Below are 17,095 nucleotides of genomic sequence, written 5' to 3'. Positions count from 1 at the left end.
TCGTTCGGGTCGCAAAGCCGCCGTTGGAATACACGACGGGGATGCCGTCCGGTTAACACTGCAAGCCTAGGGGCCGACCCGCTAACGATCTGTAAATGCGAGAAATTTAGGCGTCGACGGGGCCTTTCCCTAGGGCGATTCGCCCTAGGCATTCCTTAACGTCCTGATGTCATTGATGGGCGGAGAGCCTTTTCGACCGCCCTGGAGAGCCCGTCTTGACCCGCGACGCGGAAACCGCCGCCCGGCCCATGACCCGCGACGAGCTCTGGGCCCGCGGTGCGCGCCTCTACGGCGCCGGGCGCTGGCAGTCGGCCCTGTCGCGCGAGCTCGGAGTCAACCCGCGCACCGTGCGCCGCTGGGCCGCCGGCGCGACGCCGGTGCCGCCGCCGGTGGCCACCTGCCTCAGGCTCATGACCTTCCTTGAGGAGCTCGAATGGCTCGGGGAGTGGCGCAAGCTGATCGCCGAGGAGCTGCGCTCCGGCTGGTACGGCGGCACGCCGGACCGGCGCTGGTGAGACACGAGCATCATCCCGCGTCGGCTGGCAAGCAACGGCCTTCTGGCAGGCCCGCAACACGCGGCTTCGGACTGCAGCTCAGCGGCTTGCAAAAAATGGTTGCCGCCCACAGGTCTTCTTCATGGGCGGCGATCTGAGCAAGCGCATCTGGTTTACCTTGGGCGCATTGCTGGTCTATCGGATCGGCACCCATGTGCCGATTCCAGGGATCGAGCCCGGAGGACACCTCTTTTCCTGCAGCATCCCGGGGCTGATCGTCGAGTTCTGCACTCCAGGCCCCTCGGGCCTGCCAAGGCTATTCAACGCGCTCACCGGCAGCGGCTTCGGGCGGATCTCGATCTTTGCCTTCAGCGTCCTTCCCTACCTGGCTGCCAGCGCCCTCATGTTGCTAGCGGCCGCCGTTTGGCCTGTGCTCGCTGCTTTGGAGAAGGACGGCGAGGTCGGACGGAGGCGGCTCTACCAGTACACCCGCTATCTGACCGTCCTATTGTCGGCCCTTCTGGCCTATTTTCTGGCCGTAGTGCTCGAGCAACACATTCCAGGCAATGCCAGCACTTCCCTTGTCCGCCACCCAGGGGTCGCATTTCGCCTAACCACCATTCTCACGCTTACCGCCGGCACGCTCTTCACTACGTGGCTGGCCGACCAGATTTCTCGGCGTGGGATTGGCTGTGGCATTGGGCTGATCCTCTTCTCCGGGCTCGCGGTCCACCTGCCCTCGGCCCTGGCGACGACCCTGGAGCTGGGCCGCACGGGGGCTCTGGGGGCGGGGATCATCATCGGCCTCCTGATCATGGCGGTGGCCGTGATCGCCTTCATCGTGTTCATGGAGCGGGCCCAGCGCCGGGTGATCGTGCAGTATCCGAAGCGCCAGGTCGGCTCGAAGATGTTCGGGGGCGAGCCCCCGCACCTGCCGCTGAAGCTGAACTCTGCGGGTGTGATCCCGCCGATCTTCGCGTCCTCGCTGCTGCTGATGCCGCTGACGGTGGCCGGCTTCTCGGGCGGCGGCGGGCCGGACTGGCTGACCCAGGTCACCGCCCTGCTCGGCCACGGCCAGCCGCTCTACCTGGTGATCTACGTCGGGATGATCGTGTTATTCGCTTTCCTTTGCGCTTCGAAGGCCCTCGATCCGAAAGCCACCGCGGAGAACCTGAAGGTCTCTGGCCGGTTCATTGCCGGTATCCGACCGGGAGTCGACACTGCCAGATTTCTGGGACGTTTACAGACTCGCTTGGCGCTCTTGGCCGCGACATATCTCGCTGCTGTCTGCCTGCTGCCCGAACTGCTGATTGCCCAATATGGCGTGACCGTCTACTTCAGTGGCGCGAACCTGATGATTATGGTCTGGGTAATCCTGGACACTATTGGCCAGATCCACATGCGTCTCCGCCCGCCGCCGGGCGGTCCGCCGGACGACTTGTCAGGTGCCGTCGGGGCGCGGATTGCTCCCGGCCAGAGAACCTCGGCTATCGGCGCTGTCCGCCGTCAAGATTCCTGCAACAGCATCGCTGCTGAGACCGATTGAGCCGCGGCGGTTCCTCAGAACATCGCCTCGACCACGCGGTCGGGCGGGGTGTGGCCGTCGACAAAGGTCTTGATGTTGATGATGACCTTCTCGCCCATGGCGATCCGGCCCTCGATGGTGGCCGAGCCCATGTGCGGCAGCAGGACCACGTTGTCGGCCTGCAGCAGCTTGGGGTTGACCGCGGGCTCGTGCTCGAAGACGTCGAGCCCCGCACCTGCGATCTCGCCTTTCTCGACCATACGCGCCAGGGCGTTCTCGTCGATCACCTCGCCGCGGCTGGTGTTGACGATGTAGGCCTGGGGCGGCAGCAGCTTGAGGCGGCGCGCCGAAAGCAGGTGATAGGTCGCCGGGGTGTGCGGACAGTTCACCGAGATGATGTCCATGCGGGCCAGCATCTGGTCGAGGCTCTCCCAGTAGGTGGCCTCGAGCTCGGCTTCCAGCTCCTCGTGGACCCGGCGCCGGTTGTGGTAGTGGATCGAAAGGCCGAAGCCCCGGGCCCGGCGCGCCACCGCGGTGCCGATCCGGCCCATGCCGACGATGCCCAGGCGCTTGCCCCAGATCCGGTGGCCGAGCATCCCGGTCGGGCTCCAGCCGGTCCAGTCGCCGCTGCGGATCAGGCGCTCGCCCTCGGCCAGGCGCCGCGGCACGGCCAGGATCAGGGCCATGGTCATGTCGGCCGTGTCCTCGGTCAGGACGCCGGGCGTGTTGGTGACCGTGATGCCGCGCTGGCGGGCGGTCTTGAGGTCGATGTGGTCGACCCCGGTGCCGAAGGACGCGATCAGGCGCAGCTTCTCGCCGGCCTGGGACAGGACCCCGGCGTCGATGCGATCGGTGACCGTCGGGACCAGGACCTCGGCGGTCTTGACCGCCTCGATCAGCTCGGCCTGGGACATCGCGTGGTCTTCGAGATTGAGACGCGCGTCGAAGAGCTCCATCATCCGCGTCTCGATCACGTCCGGCAGGCGACGCGTCACCACGACGACCGGCTTGTTCTGCGCCATCTGCTCCCTCCACCGCGCGCCCGATTGGCTTGGCATTATCAGGAGCGCGCTGGCCTTGTCCAGCCTGCCCGTCGCCGCAGGAGAAAGATGCGCCCGCCACGACGAGGATTCTTGACCGCGAGCCGCCCGCGGGTCTAACCATCGCGGCAAGGGGTGAGAACGACCATGGCCTGGCACATCAGGACGATCTGCTTACTGGCCGCAGCCCTGCTGCTCCAGGTGCCGCCGGCGAACGCCCAGGACGCCGCGGCCGGGGACGCCGCGCCCGCGGACACCGCCCGCCAGGCCGAGCGTCCGGGCCGCACCGGCCTGCCGCTGCCCCGCTTCGTCAGCCTGCGGGCGAACGAGGTCAACCTGCGCACCGGTCCGGGCGTGCGTTATCCCATCGACTGGGTCTACCGGCGCCGCGACCTGCCGGTCGAGATCATCGACGAGCACGAGACCTGGCGGCGAATCCGCGATTGGGAGGGGACCATCGGCTGGGTCCACCAGAGCATGCTGCAGGGCGCCCGCAAAGCCATGGTGACCGGCGAGCCCCGGACCCTCCGGAAGCTGCCGGAGCGCTCCGCCGATCCCATCGCCCGGGTCGAGCCGGGGGTGATCGCCCGCCTGGAAGCCTGCGAGGGCGGCTGGTGCGAAGTCTCCATCGACGGGCTGAGCGGTTGGCTCGAGCGCCACGAATTCTACGGCGTCTATCCCCGCGAGCGGGTCGACTAGATCAAACTGCGCTCAATTGGATTCAATTGAGCGCAGATACTTTGATCTGTTCCATATAGATAGAGCAGCCTGCCGCTGCCCGTTCAGGCCGGCTGCACGGCACTGCCGAGCCGGCGGCGGAACTCCAGCGGCGAGAGGCCGCTGCGCCGGCGAAACGCGCGGTCGAAGGCGCTGGCCTCGGAATAGCCGAGCAGGAAGGCGATCTCCGATATGCTGACCTCGCGCGCTTCGAGGTATTGCAGCGCCAGTTCGTGGCGCAGGTCGTCGACCAGCTTGTTGTAGGTCAGCCCTTGTTCGCCGAGGCGGCGCTGCAGGGTCCGGATGCTCATCCCGGCCGCCGAGGCAACCTCGGCGATGCCCGGCACGCCGGTGCCGATGGCATCCAGCACCTGGCGGCGGACCCGCTGGACCAGGTCCGGATCGGCACGGCGCCGCGACAGCTCCTCTTCCAGGAAGCCCTCCAGGATCCGCAGCAGCCGGCTGTCGGCGGTCGGAATCTCGGCTTCGAGCACCTCCTGGTCGAAGATCATGGCGTTCATGGCCTGCCCGAAGCGAACCTCGGCGCCGAAGATCTCGCGATGCGGCAGATGGTCGGCCGGCGCCGGATGCTCGAACAGCACCGCGCTGGGTGCCCAGTCGCTGCCCAGGACCAGGCGTATTCCACCGCAGATCCGCCCCAGCGCCATCTCGGCGTCCTGCCGGCGCAGACCGACCGAGCCGACCGCAAGCCGGTAGCGCAGGCGCGCCATGCTGTCCTCGACTTCAAGCATGACCCGGCAGTGATCGCGCATGACACCGAGGTAGCGCCCCACGTTCAGCAGACCGGCCCCGACGGTGGGCGAGTTGAGGGCGACGAAGCCCAGGGCGCCGTAGTCGCTGGGGTCGTAGCTGGCGCCAAAGCGCAGGCCGAAGCAATCATCGCCGCTGCGGTCGGCCGCGACCTCGAGCAGGTTGAGGTAGGCGTGCAAAGGAATCGAGGCGTCCGGATCCCGAAGCTCGGCCGGCCGCAAGCCGACCGCCTTGCAGATTTGGTCCGGATTGCAGCCGGCGCGGCGCAGGGCCTCCGGCAGCCCAATGATGGCCGCAACCTGAATGAACGCCTTCGGGTTCAAGGACATCGCCAACCCTTCACGCCGAGCGCCCAGCATCCGGACCATCCGGCAGCGACCGGGCCCTGGCCCTGGAGCACCCCTCACCCCGCACCGGGCATTCTGGCACGGGCTGTCAAAAATCTGTCATCCGAAGTCAAACAAACCTAAGCCCCCCGCCATATGTAATCCAGTGACAATGCCGACCGCTGCGCTGGCGCTGCATTATGTAAACGGTTCCATCGCCGCCGGTGGCTCAAAGGGCCGCTCGTCCGAGCGGAGCCCCAGGCAACACCTGAGAGGGACAGCGAGATGCCGACTCTGCTCATGATGGATGGCGACCAGGTTCTCCTGCGCGCTGTCGAGCGCACCGCTCGTTCGCTCGGCTTCGCGGTCTTCGCCGCCAGAACCAAATCCGAGTTTCAGGACCTCTATCGGAGCCATCTGCCGGACGTGATCCTGATCGGGATCGTCATGCCCGAGGTCGACGGCTTCGAGATCACCGCCTGGCTTTGCGAGGAAGGCGCGACGGCCCACCTGCTGCTGGTCTCGGCGCACACCCCCCTCTACGCCAAGTGGCTGACCCACCTCGTCGAGACCAACGGCCGCATGTCGGTCGAGATCCTTCACAAGCCCTTGGAGCAGGCCGATCTCGTCTCGGCGCTGGAGAGCCAACTCCGTTCACCGCTCCCGAGGACAATTCAGCAAGGAGGCAACAATGGCGACACTGATTCAACACCGCCAGGAAATGCCTGAGCGCGGCTTTACCTCGATCCGCGACAAGGCCGAAGAACTCAATCGGCTCTACAGGCAATGGGACGAGCTTAACGCCTTCGAGGCCTTGGACGTGGATGAGCGCATCGGCGCGATCGAGAGCGAGGTCACGGCCCTGCCGGCCGTGTGCCTGGCGGACGCGGCGGTCCAGCTGATGATCGCCACCGCCCACCTGGAGTACCTCCGCAGCGAGGCCGAGGACCTCGAACCGGCGCTCCTGGACGAGGCTAGAGTTCTGCTGCGCTCCTCGCTCAACGCGATCGCCGTGGTCGGGGGCCTCGAACTCCGGGCCCTGGGCGCCGAGCACTACCTGCCCGACTTCGCCAGCTCGAAGTTCTGACGCCGAACCGGTCGGTGGGGACCGCCTGCCAGTCCCCTTCGACCCGGCGAACCCGCCCGCATTCAAAGCCTCGGAGCAAGACGACGGCCCACGCGATGGGTGTCGGCCGCACCCGGTCCCGCCGGCCGAGCGCCGTCGGCGCCGCCGGCTCAGCCGCAGCGGGCCTGCTGCCGGAACGCCAGCGGCGAGGTGCCGTGCCAGCGCCGGAAGGCACGATCGAAGGCGCTGACCTCCGAGTAGCCCAGACGGTCGGCGATCTCGGAGATCTGCAGTTCGTCTTGGCGCAGGTGCCGGAAGGACTCTTCCCGTCGCACCTGCTCGACGATGTCGTTGTAGGCCAGCCCGCGGTCGCGAAGGCGTCGTTGCAGAGTGCGCGCGCCGAGGCCGAGCCGCCCGGCGACCGCCTTGAGGGCGGCGCCTTCGGCCAGGGCCACGGTGACTTCCTCGCGCACCTTCAGGATGAGGTCGTCTTCGCCCCGATCGGGCAGCAGCGCTTCCAGACGGTGCTTCAGGATCTGATAAAGCCGCTGGTCGGCCGCGGTGTTGCGGCGCTGCAGGTCGGCGCGGTCGAGGACCAAGCAGTTGGCTTCCATGCCAAAACGCGGGGCGACGCCGAAAAAGCTCTCGTGCTCGGCGAGCCCGGTCTGGCGATGGTGGGCGAAGTGCACCCGGCGCGGCGCCCAGTCCGGACCGACGAGATTGCGGATCCCCTTGCACAGCCGGGCCAGGGCCAGTTCCGCTTCGTGACACGGTATCTCCGGCGATCCCTTGACCGCATGAAAACGCACGCTGGCCGTCTCTCCCTCGACCTTCAAGGTGAAGCGGGCACCCTTGCGCATGACCCCGAAGTAGCGCACCAGGCTGGTCGCTGCCTCTCCGAGCGTCGCGCAGTTCAGCGTGGCATAGCCGAGGACCCCATAGTTCCGCAGGTCGAAGGCCGCGCCGACGTGAAGCCCGAAGCAATCGTCGCCGGTTGCCTCGCTGGCCAGCTCGAGCACCCGGCGATACTGCTCCTGAGGGACCCAGCGGCTAGGGTCCTTGATCTCCTCCAGGTCCAGCCCGGCACGGCGGAAGACCTGCTCGGCGTCGCCGCCCGCCGCGGCGATGCAAGTCCCGATCCCCGTCATCGTCGGGGCCCGGACCCCGGTTTCCGGACTTGACACCCTTCGCCTCCCCTACCTAGGAGCCCTTGTCGTTCGGCGGTTTCTATCACCCCTTTCGCTGACGCGCACGCCCGAAACGGGGGCGGCGGTCCAGGCAAGTCGCTGAAAGGTCGGGCTCGTTCCAGGCGTCCCGCCAAGTCTCGGAGGGCCCTCGAAGAGCCCTCCTCACGCCCAATCGCAACCCTGGCTGGCACCTTCTGTCAATAGTCTGTCGTGAAAGGTCAAGCCCGGCCAGCCGCACCTGGGCTATTTTCAATACCAGGGAAGCGCTTCTGCAAGAAGCGAAAGCGTCACCCGACTATCTGACCAGAGATGGTCGTGCCTGGATTCTGCGATCCGACCGGACCGCCTGGCCACCTTCAGCCCTGACCTCACCGGCCAGGTCCCGGGGGACCAGAATCCAGGCGGCCGTCCCGCGGGCTCCGCGCCGCGCGCCCCGATAGAAACTCAGTCGAAATCCTGCGCCAGGGCCTCACGGACCGCGTCCGGCATCACCGCCATATGCCCATAGGCCGGGTGCTCGAACCCGATCACGACCTGGGTACCGGCGGCGCGGAAGGCGACGATCTGCTCGGGCGTCAGGGCGAAGTGGATGAACTGGACCGAGGAAGCCTTGCCGTCGGCGGAGGTACGGTCGACGTCCGCTTCCGGCGTGCCGACGACGCGCTGGCCGGCGAACTCCAGGAAGGCGGTGTCCTCGACCCCGCCCAGCCGGGACAGGAAGGCCTTGCGCCGGATCGGATCGTCGATCTCGAACATCACCGTGGCGACCAGCTCTTTACCTTTTGGGATCAAGGGGTTATAGGCCCGCAGCTCGTCTTCGACCTGCTCCGCGCCGCCCTTCTCGATGAACAGCATCTCGTGGACTTGGTGCCACATGGTCTGGTAGTTCTCGAAGTAGAAGGTGCAGACGGGACCGACCTCGATGCGCCGGTGCCGTTTGACCTCGACCATCTGCGCGCGGCGAGCCTTGCGCTCCGCGGCATAGGTCTCCGGCGGCAGGATGTCGCCTTGGGTGATCTCGTGCTTGTTCGCCATCATCATCTTGTTCCCGAGGTTCTGGAGGGTTCCTTTCAGACCAAGCCGTAGGCCTTGGCCAGGAGCGCGATCGGATGTTCGGCCTGGGTCACCTCGACCTTGTTGTCGGCCTTGAGGCGCTCGATGCCCTGCAGGATGTGATCGCCGGCAAGGGGGCATTCCGACGCCACGTAGGCCTTGCCGCTGGTCCCCGCCTGGCGCGCCGCGGTCCGGCCGACCTTGAGGGCGGCTTCGAAGTTGTCCTTCATGATCCCCCAGGAGCCGCCGTGGCCCGAACAGCGCTCCACCACCTGCAGGTCGGCCTCCGGAATCAGCCGCAGCATCTCGGCCGCCTTAGGTCCCATGTTCTGGGCCCGGGCGTGGCAGGCCAAATGCAGCGCTACCCCGCCCGGCAAGGGCTTGAGGCCGTCGGCCAGGCCTTCCCGGCGGGCGATGTCCACGACGTACTCGCTGACGTCGAAGGTCGCCTGGGACAGGCGCTTCACGTTGACCTCGTGGGGCAGGATCAGAGGCCACTCGAACTTCAGCATCAGGGCGCAGGACGGCACCAGGGCCACGACGTCGAAGCCCTCGTCGACGTGGCGCAGCAGCTCCTCGGAGACCCGCCGCGCCGATTCGGCGACCTTGGCGATGTCGCCCTGCTCGAGCTGCGGCATGCCGCAGCACTGCGGGTAGACGACCCGGGTCTCGACGCCGTTGTGGGCGAGGACCGACCGAGCGGCCATGCCGATGTCCGGATTGTTGTAGTTGACGAAGCAGGTGGCGTAGAGCACCGCCTTGCGCCCGAAGCCCGGCGCCTCGCGGTTGACCGTCGGCGGCTCCTTCTTGTCCCGCAAAGCGAAGGTGCGGCCGTGGAACTTCGGTAGCGCAGCGTCGCGATGCACCTCCGCCGCTTTCTCGAGCAAGGGCCGGGTCACGCGGTTCTCGCGATCGCCCGCCCAGTTGCACAGGCCCGGCGCCATAGCGGCAAGTTTGCCGTTGCGGTCGGTCTTGGTGAGCTGGCGCTGGCCGAAGGGCACCTTGCCGGCCTGTTGCTCCGCGACCCGGTAGCGCAGCATCAGGTGCGGAAAATCGAGATTGAATTCGTGCGGCGGCACGTAGGGACAGTACGCCATAAAGCACATGTCGCAGAGCGTGCAAGCGTCTACGACCGGCTTGAAGTCCTTGCTGTCGACGCTGTCCAGCTCGCCGGTCTCGGACTCGTCGATCAGGTCGAAGAGCCGGGGAAACGATTCGCAGAGATTGAAGCAGCGTCGGCAACCGTGGCAGACGTCGAAGACGCGGCGCAGTTCGGCGTCAATGGCCGCGGGATCGGTGAACGCCGGGTTCTGCCAGTCGATGGGGTGGCGGGTCGGGGCTTCGAGGCTCCCTTCGCGCATGCCTGTCGTCCTCGTGTCTGAGAAAGCGGTCGGTCGGTGGAGCGAGAGGCCCCGGAGGTCGAGCCGAGGGGGCGGCGGAAGGCCTCACCGCTTCCGGGAGAGCCTTCCGTCGCCCTCGTTCGGACGGATCCGAAACGCGCTCAGTCGTTAAGGGTTTCGAGGGCCTTCTGGAAGCGCCCGGCGTGGCTCTTTTCGGCCTTGGCCAGGGTCTCGAACCAGTCGGCGATCTCGTCGAAGCCCTCTTCCCGCGCGGTCCGGGCCATGCCGGGATACATGTCGGTGTATTCGTGGGTCTCGCCGGCGATCGCGGCCTTGAGGTTCTTGTCGGTGCCGCCGATCGGCTCGCCGGTCGCGGGATCCCCGACCTCTTCGAGGAACTGAAGGTGGCCGTGGGCATGGCCGGTCTCGCCCTCGGCGGTCGAACGGAAGACCGCGGCAACGTCGTTGTAGCCTTCCACGTCCGCCTTCTGGGCGAAATAGAGGTAGCGCCGGTTGGCCATGCTCTCGCCGGCAAAGGCGTCTTTGAGATTCTGCTCTGTCTTGGAATCCTTGAGCGACATCAAACTCTCCTGTCAGCCGTCGTCTTCATTCTTGAGGGGTTTGAGGCCAAGACCTAGGACGGCTTGGCGCGCCGGCGGCGCGATCCCTGATCCCGAACCTAAACCCTAGATAGCTGTACGAAGAGTTCTTGTCAACGGATTGGAATGATTCCAGAAAAAAACTTAAATCTCGAATATAGAGGAATTACTTGGCGTCGTCTTCGAGCCGAATCACGACGTCGACGCGCTTCACCCGTGCCCCTTCGGGCGGGGTGGGGAGGCCCGGAAGCCGGATCGAGTCACCGGGGATATCCCGGAGCTCACCGGTCGCTTCGAAGAAGAAATGGTGGTGGTCGCTGGTGTTGGTATCGAAATAGGAGCGCCCGGCTTCGACCACGACCTCACGCAGCAGTCCGGCACGGGTGAACTGATGCAGGGTGTTGTAGACCGTGGCCAGCGAGACGCGCACGTCGGCGCCGAGCGCTTCGCCGTGGAGCTGCTCGGCGGAGAGGTGCCGGTCGCCGCTGTCGAACAGCAACCGAGCCAGGGCCAGCCGCTGCCGGGTCGGCCGCATGCCAGCCTGCTTCAGGCGGTCGATCAGACCGCTGTAGGGTCGGGTTCGCTTCATGGCGCTAATATAGTAACACCGCGGAAAGAAGAAAGGTCTAATTTCATAAAGCTCTGGCGATTCTTGGAACCTCTTTAATCATAAGTCCCTAGGCCCAGGTCGGGCTTGGCCGACAGCCAAGGGATCTGGGCGTCCGGACGGCGGATGCAAGGCCCTATCGCAAAGCGCGCGGTGGACGGAGACCGGAGGGCGCCGAGCAGGGCAAGCTGTTTGCTTGACCTTTGGCCGACTATATTATAGTGGGCCCTGTCGGATCGTGCGCGGCTCCGGCCGGTGGAGAATTGGCGCGGGGCTATTGGATCGAAGCAGTGGACGAACGCAAGAACAGCTATACCTACGAAGATCTCATCGCCTGCGCTCATGGCAAGCTCTTCGGGCCGGGCAATGCCCGCCTGCCCCTGCCGCCGATGCTGATGCTGGACCGCATCGTCAGGATCACCGACAAGGGCGGGGAGCACGGCAAGGGCGAGATCATCGCCGAGCTCGACCTGAAGCCGGACATGTGGTTCTTCGGCTGCCATTTCGAAAACGACCCGATCATGCCGGGCTGTCTCGGTCTGGATGCCCTTTGGCAACTGGTCGGGTTCTTCCTGGGCTGGCTGGGCGCGCCGGGCCGCGGCCGAGCCAGAGGCGTGGGCGAGGTCAAGTTTTTCGGAGAGGTCCTGCCGGGCGCGAAGAAGCTGACCTATCATCTCAATCTCAAGCGTGTCATCCTTCGCAAGCTGGTCCTCGGCATTGCCGACGGAATCATGAAGATCGACGGCAAGCCGGTCTACGAGGCCAAGGACTTGAAGGTCATCCTCGTCGCCGAACCCGAAACCGCCTGAATCGGAACACCTTATGCGCCGCGTCGTGATCACCGGGCTGGGCATCGTCTCCAGCATCGGCAACAACAAGGAAGAGGTGGTCCAGTCGCTGCGCGACGGCCGCTCCGGCATCGAGTTCAGCCAGGAATACGCCGACCTGGGCTTCCGCAGCCAGGTCCACGGCACGGTCAAGCTCGACCTCGACGCCGCGGTCGACCGCAAGGCGCGCCGCTTCATGGGCGACGGCGCCGCCTACAACTTCGTGGCCATGAAAGAGGCGATCGCGGACGCCGGCCTGACCGAGGCCGATGTCTCCAACGAGCGGACCGGGCTGATCATGGGCTCCGGGGGCCCTTCGACCCAGAATCAGGTCAAGGCCGCCGACCTGCTGCGCGAGAAGGGCTCCTCCAGGCGGGTCGGGCCCTACATGGTGCCACGCACCATGTCGAGCACCAACTCGGCGACCCTGTCGACCTGGTTCAAGATCAAGGGCCCGAGCTACTCGATCTCCTCGGCCTGCTCGACCTCGGCGCACTGCATCGGCAACGGCGCCGAGCTGATTCAGTGGGACAAGCAGGATATCGTCTTCGCCGGCGGCGGCGAGGAGCTGCACTGGACCCTCTCGGTGCTCTTCGACGCGATGCCGGCCATGTCCTCGGGCTTCAACGACCGGCCTGAGGCGGCCTCCCGCCCCTTCGACACCGCGCGCGACGGCTTCGTCATCGCCGGTGGCGGCGGGGTCGTCGTGCTCGAGGAACTGGAGCATGCCCGCGCCCGCGGCGCCAAGATCTACGGCGAGCTGGTCGGCTACGGGGCGACCTCCGACGGCTTCGACATGGTGCAACCCTCGGGCGATGGCGCGATCCGCTGCATGCGCCAGGCCCTGAGCGGCATCGGCAACACGCCAGTCGAGTACGTCAACACCCATGGCACCTCGACGCCGATCGGCGACGTGGTCGAACTGCGCGCGCTGAAGGAGGTCTTCGGCGAGCGGCTGCCCAAGATCAACTCGACGAAATCGCTGACCGGCCATGCCCTGGGTGCCGCCGGCGTCAACGAAGCGATCTACGCCCTCCTGATGATGGATCGAGGCTTCATTTCGGCCTCCGCCAACATCGACGACCTTGACCCGGAGGCCGAGGGTATGCCAGTGGTGCGGGAGCTGGAAGACAACGTCCAGTTGAGCTGCGTGATCTCCAATTCCTTCGGCTTCGGCGGAACCAACTGCACCCTGGCCTTCAAACGGTTCGAATCATGACGGCGGCGAACGAAACTCCGAAAGCGGCATTGGCGGAGCAGGCGGGGTCGGACAGCGGCAGCGAGGCGCAGGGCCTGCTGGCCGGCCGCCGCGGGCTGGTGATGGGCGTCGCCAACGACCACTCCATCGCCTGGGGCATCGCCACGGCCGCCCACGCGCAGGGCGCGAAGCTGGCCTTCACCTACCAGGGCGATGCCTTCGGCCGGCGGGTCAAGCCGCTGGCGGAGTCGCTTAGCTCGAAGCTGGTCCTGCCCTGCGACGTCGAGCGCGAAGCGGACCTGGACGAGGTCTTCTCGGCGGTCGAGCGCGACTGGGGCGCCCTGGACTTCCTGGTCCACGCCGTGGCCTTCTCGGACAAGACCGAGCTCAAGGGCCGCTACCTCGACACCACGCGGGCCAACTTCGCCCGGACCATGGCGATCTCCTGCTATTCCTTCACGGCGGCAGCGCGCCGGGCCGCGGCCTGCATGCCCGAGGGCGGCAGCCTGATCACGCTCAGCTACCTGGGCGCCGAGCGGGTCATGCCCAGCTACAACGTCATGGGCGTGGCCAAGGCCGCCCTGGAGGCGAGCGTGCGCTACCTCGCCGCCGACCTCGGAGGGAGCGGGGTCCGGGTCAACGCGATCTCGGCCGGGCCGATGCGGACCCTGGCCGGGTCGGCGGTTTCCGACGCCCGCTTCGTCTACAACTGGAGCCGCGACCACGCGCCCCTGAACCGCAACGTCAAGCTGGAGGAAGTCGGCGGCGCTGCCCTCTACCTCCTGAGCGACCTTTCCAAGGGCGTCACCGGCGAGGTCCACCACGTCGACAGCGGCTACCACGTCATGGGCATGCCGGCCCTGGCCCGCCTGACCCGGGACGAAGGTTAGGAAGAAGAGGTCAAGCCGGCGTTTCGCCCGGCCGCCAGGCGGCACCGAGCCCTTCCGGGTCGTCGGTGATCACGCAGTCCACGCCGCGTTCGAAAAGCGTCCGCGCCCGCCGCTCCCGGTTCACGGTAAAGCAGGACACGGCATAGCCGGTCGCGTGCACCTCGCGGAAGAGCTTTTCGCTGCCCCGACGATGGTGAACGTGGAAACAGGCGCATCCCAGGGCCTCGAGGGTTCGGCGCCACCGCGCCGGGATGCTGTCGACGACCAGGGCCCGCGGCCAATTCGGCGCCAGGGCCCGGGCCGCCGCGACGCTCATCGTGCTGTAGGAACTGAACAGCGGCGGCGGCCGGTCCCTCGGCCAGAGCGCCTTGAGCACCGCCACCGTCCGTTCGACCGTCTCGACGTCACGGCCGGGCGTCGGCTTGATCTCGACGTTGGGGCGCAGCCCCTCGGTCAATAGAACCTCGACCGCCTGCTCCAGGCTCGGCACCGGCGCGCCGGCGAAGTTCGGATGGAATCCGGCGCCGGCGTCCAGGTCCTTGACCGCGGCGTAGTCGGTCTCGGCCATCCGTCCCGGACAGCCGGTGGTCCGGCGCAGGGTTTCGTCGTGAAACAGCACCGGGACGGCGTCCCGGGTCAGCATGACGTCGAACTCGACCCAGGACAGACCGAGCCGGGCCGCTTCGCGCAGCCCGGCCAGGGTGTTCTCGGGCGCCCGTGCGGCCACGCCCCGGTGCCCCATGACCTTGGGAAGCGCGATGCGGGCCGGCGGCGCGGTCACGGCCGCCTCTCCCGCTTCGACTGGCGGTCAGCCGGCCTTGGCCGCCTCGCCGCCCTTGTCCTCGGCTTCCAGATCCTCGCCGGTCTCCTGGTCCACGCGCTTCATGGACAGTTTGACCTTGCCGCGGTCGTCCATGCCGATGCACTTGACCTTGACCATATCGCCTTCGGAGATGACGTCGTTGACGGTCTTGACCCGGTGCGGCGCAAGCTCGCTGATGTGCACCAGGCCGTCGCGGGCGCCGAGGAAGTTTACGAAGGCGCCGAAGTCGACGATCTTGACGACCTTGCCCTCGTAGATCACGCCGATCTCGGGCTCCGCCACGATCGAGCGGATCCAGTCGATGGCCTTCTGGGAGGCCTCGTTGTCGACCGCGGCCACCTTGACCGTGCCGTCGTCCTCGATGTCGATCTTGGCGCCGGTGGTCTCGCAGATCTCCCGGATCACCTTGCCGCCGGTGCCGATGACCTCGCGGATCTTGTCCTTGGGCACCGTGATCACGGTGATGCGCGGCGCCATGTCGGAGACGCCCTCGCGCGCCTGGGTCAGGGCCTTGGCCATCTCGCCCAGGATGTGAAGGCGGCCGTCGCGCGCCTGGTTCAGGGCGACTTCCATGATCTCTCGGGTGATCGAGGTGATCTTGATGTCCATCTGCAGCGAGGTCACGCCGGCATCGGTGCCGGCGACCTTGAAGTCCATGTCGCCCAGATGGTCCTCGTCGCCGAGGATGTCGGAGAGCACGGCGAAGTCGTCGCCTTCCTTGATCAGGCCCATGGCGATGCCCGCCACCGGCCGCGGCAGCGGCACGCCGGCGTCCATCAGCGACAGCGATGAGCCGCAGACCGTCGCCATGGAGGAGGAGCCGTTGGACTCGGTGATCTCGGAGACCACGCGGATCGTGTAGGGGAAGTCCTCCTTCTCGGGCAGCAGGGGCCGGATCGCCCGCCAGGCCAGCTTGCCGTGGCCGATCTCGCGGCGCCCCGGAGGCGCCATGCGACGCGCCTCGCCCACCGAATAGGGCGGGAAGTTGTAGTGCAGCAGGAAGTGCTGGCGGTACTCGCCCTCCAGCGCGTCCATGATCTGCTCGTCCTGGCCCGTGCCCAGGGTCGTGGTGACGAAGGCCTGGGTCTCGCCGCGGGTGAAGAGCGCCGAGCCGTGGGCCCGCGGCAGCACGCCGACCTCGCTGATGATCTGGCGGACGTCGCTGGTCGTGCGGCCGTCGATCCGCTTGCCGGTCTTGAGTATGCTGCCCCGGACGATGTCGCTTTCCAGCGCTTTGAAGACGCCGCCGGCGACGGCCAGCGAGGCCTCGTCCTCTTCGTCGAGGGAGGCCATCGCCTCTTCCTTGACCGCGGCAACCTTGTCGCGCCGGGTCATCTTGTCGACCTCGGTGTAGGCCTCCGCCAGGCTATCGCCAAACTCGGCCTGGAACTTCTCGCGCACCGTCTCGACCTCGGGCGCCGGCGGGGTCAGGTCCCAGGGCTCCTTGGCGCAGGCCTCGGCCAGGTCGATGATCGCGTCGATGACCGGCTGCATCTGCTCGTGGCCGAAGACCACGGCGCCGAGCATGACCTCTTCCGAGAGCTCCTGGGCTTCGGACTCGACCATCAGGACGCCTTCCTGCGTGCCGGCCAGGATGAGGTCCAGGTCGGACTCGGGCACCTCCGCCTGAAGCGGGTTGAGGATGTATTCGCCATCCTTGTAGCCGACCCGGCAGCCGCCGATCGGGCCGAGGAAGGGAATGCCGGAGATCGTCAGAGCCGCCGAGGCGCCGATCATGGCCACGATGTCGGGATCGTTCTCGAGGTCGTGGCTGAGCACGGTGCAGATGACCTGGGTCTCGTTCTTGTAGCCCTCGGCGAAGAGCGGCCGGATCGGCCGGTCGATCAGCCGCGAGGTCAGGACTTCCTTCTCGCTGGGCCGGCCTTCGCGCTTGAAAAAGCCGCCGGGAATCTTGCCGGCGGCGAAGGTCTTCTCCTGGTAGTGGACGGTCAGCGGGAAGAAGTCGAGGCCGGGACGCGGCGCTTTCTCCCCAACCACCGTGCAGAGCACGATGGTCTCGCCGTAGCGGACCAGCACGGCGCCGTCGGCCTGCCGCGCGATGCGCCCGCTCTCGAAGACGAGCGGACGCCCGCCCCAGGTGATCTCTTTCCTATGAATATCGAACATGTCGTTCAGTCCTTACGGTCTTGGGCCGGTTGTTCATGACTGCACACCGGACCCGCGAAAGGGGCGCGGCGAAATCTTCGCCCCTTGCGTCGGCCCGGCTTCGGAATACCCATCGCACCGGCCACTTTGGCGATGTTCCAAGACTGCGGTTCCTCTGGGCCGGCCGGCCACGCCGCGGGTCGGGCCCGAGTGCGCGCACCGCCGGTCTGGACCCTGCGCCACCTTAGCGGCGCAGCCCCAGACGTTGGATCAGGCCCTCGTAGCGGCTCTTGTCCTTGCCCTTGAGGTAGTCCAAGAGACGGCGCCGCTGACCCACCATGACCAGCAGGCCGCGCCGCGAGTGAAAGTCCTTCTTGTGGGTCTGCAGGTGCTCGGTCAGGTTCTTGATCCGCTCCGACAGGATCGCGACCTGGACCTCGGGGGACCCGGTATCGTCCTGCTTCTGGGCGTACTCGCCGATCAGCTCCTGCTTGCGTTCCATCGTAATCGACATCGTGTCTTCAGT

At 66.8% G+C, this 17,095-nt stretch carries 18 protein-coding genes; 8 read left to right on the top strand and 10 right to left on the bottom strand.

All coding sequences use genetic code 11. From position 1 onward, the window contains the following. The first annotated feature begins 215 nt into the window (after positions 1-215). On the top strand, positions 216-515 hold the full coding sequence (locus QNJ30_22645; protein MDJ0946259.1) for a hypothetical protein: 300 nt from the start codon (positions 216-218) through the stop codon (positions 513-515). Positions 516-636: 121 nt separating this feature from the next. Then, entirely contained in the window at positions 637-2,040 is a 1,404-nt protein-coding gene (gene secY / locus QNJ30_22640; protein ID MDJ0946258.1) for a preprotein translocase subunit SecY, read from the top strand. A gap of 14 nt (positions 2,041-2,054) precedes the next feature. Here the strand turns inward: secY and QNJ30_22635 are convergent, their stop codons facing one another. Further along, positions 2,055-3,041 (bottom strand): D-glycerate dehydrogenase, encoded by a 987-nt coding sequence (locus QNJ30_22635; protein ID MDJ0946257.1) that lies wholly within the window; start codon positions 3,039-3,041, stop codon positions 2,055-2,057. A 165-nt stretch (positions 3,042-3,206) separates the two neighbouring features. On the opposite strand from QNJ30_22635, the gene QNJ30_22630 reads away from it, so the two are divergent. Continuing rightward, positions 3,207-3,758 (top strand): SH3 domain-containing protein, encoded by a 552-nt coding sequence (locus QNJ30_22630; protein ID MDJ0946256.1) that lies wholly within the window; start codon positions 3,207-3,209, stop codon positions 3,756-3,758. Between the two features lie 83 nt (positions 3,759-3,841). On the opposite strand, the gene QNJ30_22625 is transcribed toward QNJ30_22630, so the two are convergent. After that, on the bottom strand, positions 3,842-4,876 hold the full coding sequence (locus QNJ30_22625; protein MDJ0946255.1) for an AraC family transcriptional regulator: 1,035 nt from the start codon (positions 4,874-4,876) through the stop codon (positions 3,842-3,844). A gap of 282 nt (positions 4,877-5,158) precedes the next feature. Here QNJ30_22625 and QNJ30_22620 point away from each other — a divergent pair, with 282 nt between their 5' ends. Further along, the gene (locus QNJ30_22620; GenBank protein ID MDJ0946254.1) at positions 5,159-5,602 is read left to right on the top strand and encodes a response regulator; all 444 of its coding nucleotides are present in this window, start codon (positions 5,159-5,161) and stop codon (positions 5,600-5,602) included. Beyond that, entirely contained in the window at positions 5,565-5,960 is a 396-nt protein-coding gene (locus tag QNJ30_22615) for a hypothetical protein (protein ID MDJ0946253.1), read from the top strand. The genes QNJ30_22620 and QNJ30_22615 overlap by 38 nt, the downstream gene beginning before the upstream one ends. 149 nt (positions 5,961-6,109) lie before the next feature. On the opposite strand, the gene QNJ30_22610 is transcribed toward QNJ30_22615, so the two are convergent. The 5 genes from QNJ30_22610 to QNJ30_22590 form a co-directional block, all read right to left on the bottom strand. Then, positions 6,110-7,123, bottom strand: a complete 1,014-nt coding sequence (locus QNJ30_22610) for an AraC family transcriptional regulator (GenBank protein MDJ0946252.1) — start codon at positions 7,121-7,123, stop codon at positions 6,110-6,112. A gap of 447 nt (positions 7,124-7,570) precedes the next feature. Continuing rightward, the gene (locus QNJ30_22605) at positions 7,571-8,161 is read right to left on the bottom strand and encodes a DUF3501 family protein (GenBank protein MDJ0946251.1); all 591 of its coding nucleotides are present in this window, start codon (positions 8,159-8,161) and stop codon (positions 7,571-7,573) included. 35 nt (positions 8,162-8,196) lie between these two features. Continuing rightward, on the bottom strand, positions 8,197-9,540 hold the full coding sequence (locus QNJ30_22600; GenBank protein ID MDJ0946250.1) for a heterodisulfide reductase-related iron-sulfur binding cluster: 1,344 nt from the start codon (positions 9,538-9,540) through the stop codon (positions 8,197-8,199). A gap of 140 nt (positions 9,541-9,680) precedes the next feature. Beyond that, positions 9,681-10,100 (bottom strand): rubrerythrin family protein, encoded by a 420-nt coding sequence (locus QNJ30_22595; protein MDJ0946249.1) that lies wholly within the window; start codon positions 10,098-10,100, stop codon positions 9,681-9,683. Positions 10,101-10,284: 184 nt separating this feature from the next. Further along, the gene (locus QNJ30_22590) at positions 10,285-10,707 is read right to left on the bottom strand and encodes a Fur family transcriptional regulator (GenBank protein ID MDJ0946248.1); all 423 of its coding nucleotides are present in this window, start codon (positions 10,705-10,707) and stop codon (positions 10,285-10,287) included. Positions 10,708-11,015: 308 nt separating this feature from the next. Here QNJ30_22590 and fabA point away from each other — a divergent pair, with 308 nt between their 5' ends. From fabA to QNJ30_22575, 3 genes are all read left to right on the top strand, one after another. Beyond that, the gene (fabA, locus tag QNJ30_22585) at positions 11,016-11,534 is read left to right on the top strand and encodes a 3-hydroxyacyl-[acyl-carrier-protein] dehydratase FabA (protein ID MDJ0946247.1); all 519 of its coding nucleotides are present in this window, start codon (positions 11,016-11,018) and stop codon (positions 11,532-11,534) included. A gap of 13 nt (positions 11,535-11,547) precedes the next feature. Next, complete coding sequence (gene fabB, locus QNJ30_22580; GenBank protein ID MDJ0946246.1) at positions 11,548-12,771, top strand: beta-ketoacyl-ACP synthase I; 1,224 nt, start codon at positions 11,548-11,550, stop codon at positions 12,769-12,771. Positions 12,772-12,872: 101 nt separating this feature from the next. Then, positions 12,873-13,640: an SDR family oxidoreductase gene (locus tag QNJ30_22575; GenBank protein MDJ0946245.1), complete on the top strand. Its 768-nt coding sequence runs from the start codon at positions 12,873-12,875 to the stop codon at positions 13,638-13,640. Between the two features lie 10 nt (positions 13,641-13,650). Here QNJ30_22575 and QNJ30_22570 read toward each other — a convergent pair whose 3' ends face one another. The 3 genes from QNJ30_22570 to rpsO all read right to left on the bottom strand — a co-directional run bounded on the left by QNJ30_22570 (position 13,651) and on the right by rpsO (position 17,083). Then, a complete protein-coding gene (locus QNJ30_22570) occupies positions 13,651-14,421 on the bottom strand; it encodes a glycerophosphodiester phosphodiesterase family protein (GenBank protein MDJ0946244.1) in 771 nt (256 codons plus the stop codon). 27 nt (positions 14,422-14,448) lie between these two features. Further along, on the bottom strand, positions 14,449-16,590 hold the full coding sequence (gene pnp, locus QNJ30_22565) for a polyribonucleotide nucleotidyltransferase (GenBank protein ID MDJ0946243.1): 2,142 nt from the start codon (positions 16,588-16,590) through the stop codon (positions 14,449-14,451). Between the two features lie 223 nt (positions 16,591-16,813). After that, positions 16,814-17,083, bottom strand: coding sequence for a 30S ribosomal protein S15 (gene rpsO, locus QNJ30_22560; GenBank protein MDJ0946242.1), 270 nt, complete (start codon positions 17,081-17,083; stop codon positions 16,814-16,816). Positions 17,084-17,095: the final 12 nt, after the last annotated feature.

The sequence above is a fragment of the Kiloniellales bacterium genome (assembly GCA_030066685.1).
In the GTDB taxonomy this organism is placed as follows: Bacteria; Pseudomonadota; Alphaproteobacteria; order Kiloniellales; family JAKSBE01; genus JAKSBE01.
The sequence above is the reverse complement of the archived record's forward strand: the minus strand, read 5'-3'. Positions and strand labels throughout refer to the sequence as shown.

Coding starts and splice junctions, on each gene's coding strand:
- fabB (MDJ0946246.1), top strand. CDS start 11,548: ATGCGCCGCGTCGTGATCACCGGGCTGGGCATCGTCTCCAGCATCGGC.
- QNJ30_22575 (MDJ0946245.1), top strand. CDS start 12,873: ATGGGCGTCGCCAACGACCACTCCATCGCCTGGGGCATCGCCACGGCC.
- QNJ30_22620 (MDJ0946254.1), top strand. CDS start 5,159: ATGCCGACTCTGCTCATGATGGATGGCGACCAGGTTCTCCTGCGCGCT.
- QNJ30_22625 (MDJ0946255.1), bottom strand. CDS start 4,876: ATGTCCTTGAACCCGAAGGCGTTCATTCAGGTTGCGGCCATCATTGGG.
- QNJ30_22600 (MDJ0946250.1), bottom strand. CDS start 9,540: ATGCGCGAAGGGAGCCTCGAAGCCCCGACCCGCCACCCCATCGACTGG.
- QNJ30_22590 (MDJ0946248.1), bottom strand. CDS start 10,707: ATGAAGCGAACCCGACCCTACAGCGGTCTGATCGACCGCCTGAAGCAG.
- QNJ30_22615 (MDJ0946253.1), top strand. CDS start 5,565: ATGGCGACACTGATTCAACACCGCCAGGAAATGCCTGAGCGCGGCTTT.
- rpsO (MDJ0946242.1), bottom strand. CDS start 17,083: ATGTCGATTACGATGGAACGCAAGCAGGAGCTGATCGGCGAGTACGCC.
- QNJ30_22630 (MDJ0946256.1), top strand. CDS start 3,207: ATGGCCTGGCACATCAGGACGATCTGCTTACTGGCCGCAGCCCTGCTG.
- QNJ30_22635 (MDJ0946257.1), bottom strand. CDS start 3,041: ATGGCGCAGAACAAGCCGGTCGTCGTGGTGACGCGTCGCCTGCCGGAC.
- QNJ30_22605 (MDJ0946251.1), bottom strand. CDS start 8,161: ATGGCGAACAAGCACGAGATCACCCAAGGCGACATCCTGCCGCCGGAG.
- pnp (MDJ0946243.1), bottom strand. CDS start 16,590: ATGTTCGATATTCATAGGAAAGAGATCACCTGGGGCGGGCGTCCGCTC.
- secY (MDJ0946258.1), top strand. CDS start 637: ATGGGCGGCGATCTGAGCAAGCGCATCTGGTTTACCTTGGGCGCATTG.
- QNJ30_22595 (MDJ0946249.1), bottom strand. CDS start 10,100: ATGTCGCTCAAGGATTCCAAGACAGAGCAGAATCTCAAAGACGCCTTT.